This window comes from Inquilinus sp. (assembly GCF_057815775.1).
On sequence record NZ_JBYRFX010000498.1, the window covers coordinates 1 to 3,396 of the forward strand.

General features: G+C 61.2%; 4 protein-coding genes. All 4 read left to right on the forward strand.

The features are described 5' to 3' along the window. Positions 1-473: 473 nt before the first annotated feature. The 4 genes from AC3XYG_RS17600 (at position 474) to AC3XYG_RS17615 (ending at position 3,289) form a co-directional block, all read left to right on the forward strand. Entirely contained in the window at positions 474-1,028 is a 555-nt protein-coding gene (locus AC3XYG_RS17600; protein WP_489141150.1) for a YkgB family protein, read from the forward strand. Positions 1,029-1,055: 27 nt separating this feature from the next. Continuing rightward, a complete protein-coding gene (locus AC3XYG_RS17605; protein ID WP_489141151.1) occupies positions 1,056-1,496 on the forward strand; it encodes an alpha/beta fold hydrolase in 441 nt (146 codons plus the stop codon). Between the two features lie 20 nt (positions 1,497-1,516). After that, positions 1,517-1,759: a hypothetical protein gene (locus AC3XYG_RS17610; RefSeq protein ID WP_489141152.1), complete on the forward strand. Its 243-nt coding sequence runs from the start codon at positions 1,517-1,519 to the stop codon at positions 1,757-1,759. Positions 1,760-2,236: 477 nt separating this feature from the next. Then, positions 2,237-3,289, forward strand: coding sequence for a lipid A deacylase LpxR family protein (locus tag AC3XYG_RS17615; protein WP_489141153.1), 1,053 nt, complete (start codon positions 2,237-2,239; stop codon positions 3,287-3,289). Positions 3,290-3,396 lie beyond the last annotated feature (107 nt).

Here is a 3,396-nt window from a genome sequence, read left to right on the forward strand (position 1 = left end):
GCCTTCTCCCGCCACGCCTCTCCGCAAGCGCTCTGCGCGGCGATGCAGCGGCCACACGGCCTGCTCAAAGCTCGAACCCGTTATGCCGGAATAATATCGAGGTCGCCAGCCCAGTAGCTGTAGAGAACTATTGAAGGAAAAGCGTCTTGCAGACGATCTACTATCGAAAGGTCAACGTTGACGGCTTCTTCTACGGCCAGGTGGGCGCACCGCATGCGCCGGAACCGTTATCGTTGCACCGTTTCCTCGATGTGAGCCATTACGAGCAGATCGCTGGCACAATCGATTGCGTACCGGAATCATCAGTTTCGACCGTTCCGCTATCTATGTGCTCGACGGTGCCTACGAAGAGGGGCGCAAACCATGATCCAGCCGCATGCGGTCCGACTGCCCCGGCTCGCCGGCATTTGTTACATCCGCAACTTATCTCTCGATAGCCCGCGAACAACAGCGTGCAGCAACGGGCTTCGAACATGAAGGAAATCATGAACTACCCAGCCGATAGGCTCAGCCAGTCGAGTCTCTTGAAAAGCGACCTCGACTATCACGTGATTCGCGCCGCGATGGTGATCATCTTCGCCTGGTTCGGGTGGGATAAGTGGCATGAAGCGGAGATTAGAGGGCTGTTGCCCATCATCACCCACGGTCCGCTCATCTTCTGGACGATCCCGGTCCTGGGCATTCGCGGTACGGCCATTTTCCTGGGGGCTTCAGAATGGACCTTCGGCACGCTATTGCTCCTCGGTTTTTGGAACAAAAAGGCGGGCATTCTGGGCGCGCTCGGTTCAACGGCCACCTTCATCGCGACCTTCACTGTGCTACCGTTCGTCCCCGACGCCTGGGATGCAGCCTCCGGAGGATTCCCAGCGATGACGATGAACTCGGCCTTCCTTCTAAAGGACCTCGTCCTGCTGGCCGTCTCTCTCTACTTGCTCAAGCAGGATGTTGCCCGAGAACTCCAGGGAGCGGGAACTAAATCGACGCTCCTCAACCCGACAAACATCCCATCGACAGGCGCCAGGTATTAATTCGGAAGGCCACGTAAACAGAGACTGGTGATCAAACCATCCGGCATGGGCGACTCCGACAAGCTCCCCAACAGCGGCCCGGACTCATACCGCTTCGTCGAGCATCGGGCCCACTTGGATGCTCTGCTCGAAGCCCTGGATGTGCGGAAGAACGTGACCCTCGTCATTCACGACTGGGGCTCGGCGCTGGGCTTCCGCTGGGCCGACCGCCATCGCGAAGCTGTAAAAGGCATCGCGTTCGGAGAGGCGATTGTAAAGCCGCAGGGCCGGGATCACTGGGACAAGATCACTATGCGCTGGGCCTTGGCGGGGCTTCGCTCCGAGCGTGGTGAGGAAATGGTTCTGCGCGACAACTTCTTCATCGAGAAGATCCTCCCAGGTGCAATCCTGCGAACCCTCTCAAACGAGGAAATGGCGCAGTATGGCGCCCGTTCCTTGAGCCCGGCGAAGGCCGGCGTCCGACGCTGACGTGGCCCCGATAAATTCCAGTGGATGGTCATCCCGCCGATGTAGTCAAGATCGTCGGCGCCTCAGCAGATTGGCTCTCGAAGAGTGACGTTCCCAAACTCTTCTTCAACGTCCAACCCGGCGCCATCCTCGCCAACGAAGAAGATCTCGCCTTCATTCGCAGCTTTCCAGCCTTGACCGAAGTGAAGGTCGCCGGGCGTCAGAGACCCGTCCCATTCAAGTTGCTGACCGGCCCCAAGGATGCCCTCGGCGGAGCCGGGTAGAATATCGATAACTTCAAGCAGCAACCTGCCGCCGGTGAATTCCGACCGCTTGTCCGATGCATTTACATAACCAAACCCGATGGCCTGGGCATGGGGCTCTCGATCTGCCGTGTCGTCGCGGCGCGCTCCCAGCAGTCCTCGGCGCCGCCGATGAAACGGCGGTTCAGCACCGATAGAACGGCCGGCGGATTCTGCGACTAGACGAGCTCCCGCTGACGTCCGGTTTGATGGATCTGAACCGAGGACCAACCTGGGACCCGATTTGACACCGGACCACTCGGAACAGGGCGAATCGGCAGAGCCATACACGAGCCCGTGAGTGGTCGGAGCGGCCGCTGTGCCGATATTACGGACAGCGCGAGATGATTCAGCCACTGTAACCGGCATATTTCAAACCCGCTGCCTTAGACCACGCAGCCATCCGTCCAGGCGGGGGAACCTACCTCGCCCCCCGGGCATCTCAAGTGTTGACGAAGCATGACTTTCCCCGGCATGTCTGTGTTTCGCTGCGTCTCTCCTGCTCAAAGTGCCCGCCTCATGAATTTTCGGACTGTAACAGCCCTGACTGCTCTCTTCCTCCTGCCCGGGATCGGGGCGAAGGCGCAGCCTGCCGCCGATCCTCAGAGCATCTGGACTATTCAAGACGAGAACGCATCGATCTCGACCAACAAGCTGACTGATCGCTTCTACGTCAACGGCCTGCGCCTGGGGTGGACAGGGCCGACCGGCTACGTGCCCAATTTCCTGGTCGACCTGGGCCACACGTTGTGGGGCGGCGGCCAGCAGCGGATCGCCTTCAATCTTGCTCAGCAGATCTACACCCCGTCTAATACCACTCTGTTCCAGCCTGACCCGCACGACCGCCCTTACGCCGGTGTTCTGCTCGCCAACTTCTCGTTGATGAGCGACACCGAGGACAGCCGCAGCGTCCTGACCGTCAGCGCCGGAGTCGTCGGCCCGGCCGCAGGGGCCGAGAACGTGCAGAACGGCTTCCACAATCTGATCGGCCAGGACCGCACAAACGGCTGGGGTGGCCAGATCCAAAACGTCCCCGCCTTCCAGGTGCTGCATGAGCGCACCTGGCGCCTGCCGATCGCGCCCGTGGCCGGAATGGAGACCGACGCCCTGCCGTCGCTGACCATCGGCCTTGGCGACCTGCGGGACTACATCCAGACCGGCGTGACCTTCCGCATCGGCCAGGGCCTCAATTCGGATTTTGGTGTGCCGCGGGTGCGCCCCGGCCTCAGCGGCGGTGACGCCTTCACCCCGACCCGTCCGTTCGCCTGGTACGTTTTCGCCGGCGCTGACGTCCAGGCGGTCGGATACGACATGCTGCTGCAGTCCAGCCCGTTCCGCGGCGGCCCGCATGTCTCCACAATTTGGGACGTGGCCGAGATGCAAGGCGGCTTCGCGGTCATGGCCTACGGCATGCGGCTGACCTTTGCCTACGTCGCCCAGACCCAGGAGTTCAACGGCCAGAGCGGCGGCCTGCACCAGTTCGGCTCAGCCTCCCTGTCCTTCCACTTCTGATCGGCAAGGCCGGCCACTACTCTCCTGCCAGCCGAGCCGCCACCAATGGCGCAGCCAGCCTGATCAATCCGGAAATGTTGGCGGCCACATCGATTGCCAACACCGCG

Excerpts from the sequence above, each read along its gene's own strand:
- AC3XYG_RS17600 (WP_489141150.1), top strand. The coding sequence starts at position 474 with ATGAAGGAAATCATGAACTACCCAGCCGATAGGCTCAGCCAGTCGAGT.
- AC3XYG_RS17615 (WP_489141153.1), top strand. The coding sequence starts at position 2,237 with ATGACTTTCCCCGGCATGTCTGTGTTTCGCTGCGTCTCTCCTGCTCAA.